Annotated in this window: 3 protein-coding genes; 2 read left to right on the top strand and 1 reads right to left on the bottom strand. The window is 75.4% G+C overall.

Annotated elements, in window-relative coordinates:
- The coding region (locus QOL99_RS16690; protein WP_285525499.1) for a MerR family transcriptional regulator at positions 1-271 on the bottom strand (271 nt) is incomplete at its 3' end.
- Positions 272-510: 239 nt separating this feature from the next.
- Between QOL99_RS16690 and QOL99_RS16685 the strand changes: the two genes are divergently transcribed.
- A complete protein-coding gene (locus QOL99_RS16685; protein WP_285525498.1) occupies positions 511-1,575 on the top strand; it encodes a UbiA family prenyltransferase in 1,065 nt (354 codons plus the stop codon).
- Positions 1,572-2,024, top strand: a 453-nt coding sequence (locus QOL99_RS16680) for an NAD(P)-binding protein (protein ID WP_285525497.1), incomplete at its 3' end; no start/stop codon positions are given. The genes QOL99_RS16685 and QOL99_RS16680, both read left to right, overlap by 4 nt.

The raw sequence follows: 2,024 nt of genomic DNA, 5'->3' as shown, positions 1-2,024 counted from the left end.
CGGGGCGCGGGGCGGGGGGCGCGTGCGCCTGCCCGGCGAGTTCCGCCGCGCGGCTGGCAGGCACCCCGTCGCGCAACAGGGTCTGCATCTGCCCGATCTTCGCGAGGTCGAGGGCCGAGTACATCCGGTACCCGCTGGCACTCCGGGCCGGAGCCGGGATGCCGTAGCGCCGCTCCCATTGCCGCAGGGTCGCGGCAGGTACCCCGGTGCGCACCTCGGCCTCGGCAGCCGTGAACAGGGGGGTGGTTTCGGGAAGGGTGTCTTGGGGCATGGGACTCCTGGAGAGACGCGTACAGGGAAGGAGACAAGGAGGGCAGAAAAGACAGGACGAAGAACAGGGGCGAGCCGGGGCGACTGCTGGAGTCTATTGGGCCACGCCGGGCGCGGGGGGACCGTAAGGTTTCCCGTCCTCGGCGGGCGCGGCAACCTGTCCCGGCCCCGGCCCCCTACAATGCGCGGGCAGTCGCCCCCCCGCCCGTCCGCCCCAGTCTGGCCTGCTTTCATCCCCCGATGCGCTCCCTGACCCTGCCTGCCCCCCTGCCCCCCCTCCGGTTGCTCGCCGTGTCGCGCCCTGCGCTGTGGGTGAACACGGTGGGACCGCTGGTGGTGGGACTGTGGCTCACGGGGCGGCTGTGGACCCCCGAGCCGGGACTGCTCGCGCTGCTCGCGTACCTGACCCTGCCCTTCAACCTGCTGATCTATGGCCTGAACGACCTCGCCGACCGCGAGGAGGACGCCGCTTCCGGGCGCAAGGGGGGCTGGCAGGGCGCACGGCTGGGACCGGGCGAGCCAGGGCCGCTGCGAACGGCGGTCCTCGCGGTGAACATTCCCGCGCTGGTGGGGCTGGGGCTGCTGCTGCCGCCCGGCGCCTTCGTGGTGCTGCTGTTCTCGGCGGCCCTCTTCGCGGCCTACAGCGTGCCCCCCGTGCGGCTCAAGGCCCGGCCCTTTCTGGACGGCCTGAGCAACGTCGCCTACGCGCTGCCCCTCGCGCTGCCCGCGCTGACCCTGGGAGAGGCGGTGCCCGCGCTGCCACTGGCCGCCCTGATGGCCTACTCGGTGGGCAAGCACGCCTTTGACGCCGCGCAGGACGTGCCCGCCGACCGCGCCGCCGGGGTGAGGACGGTGGCGACCACGCTGGGGGTGCCCGGCACCGCCCTCTACGCCCTGGCCTGGTTCGGGGTGGCGGGGGCGCTGCTGTGGCCCGTCTCGCGGCTGACCGCCCTGGCCCTGTGGGGCGTGTGCGGGGGCCTCGCGCTCGCGCTGCGCCGCTCTCCCACCCCCGAGCGGGCCGCGCGGCTCTATCCCCTCAGTATCCTCTCGCCCTGGGCCGTGGGCACGGTCGCCGGGGTGCCGCTGGTGTACCTGCTGGCGCGGGGGCTGTGGCCGNCCGTCTCGCGGCTGACCGCCCTGGCCCTGTGGGGCGTGTGCGGGGGCCTCGCGCTCGCGCTGCGCCGCTCTCCCACCCCCGAGCGGGCCGCGCGGCTCTATCCCCTCAGTATCCTCTCGCCCTGGGCCGTGGGCACGGTCGCCGGGGTGCCGCTGGTGTACCTGCTGGCGCGGGGGCTGTGGCCGTGAGAGAACCGGAACCGCGCTCGGTCGGCATCCTCGGCGGCGGCCTCGCGGGGCTGGCGCTCGCGGCGCTGCTGGCCCAGCGGGGGCACGCGGTCACCGTGTACGAGCGGGACCGGGCCGGGGGCAAGCTGCGGCGGGTGGAGGTCGGCGGCCTGACCTTCGACACCGGCCCCAGCCTCTTCACCTTTCCGCAGGTGTGGCGGGCCTTTCTGACGCGGCTGGGCGAGGCGGGCGACCCCCTCGACCTCCAGGCGCTGCCCGGTGGCCTGGGCCTGCACCACACGCCGTTCGGGGCCGTTCCCCTCCCCGTGCCGCCCGGCCACCCGCTGCACGGGGACTGGGAGGCGTACCGCGCCCCGACCCACGCGCTCGCACCGCACCTGGGCACCTTGCTCACCACGCCCCCCCGCCTGAGCGACCCGGCATTCCGCCGGGCGAGCGCGGCCCTGTTC

It is taken from the genome of Deinococcus rhizophilus, assembly GCF_030271215.1.
In the GTDB taxonomy this organism is placed as follows: Bacteria; Deinococcota; Deinococci; order Deinococcales; family Deinococcaceae; genus Deinococcus; species Deinococcus rhizophilus.
The sequence above is the reverse complement of the archived record's forward strand: the minus strand, read 5'-3'. Positions and strand labels throughout refer to the sequence as shown.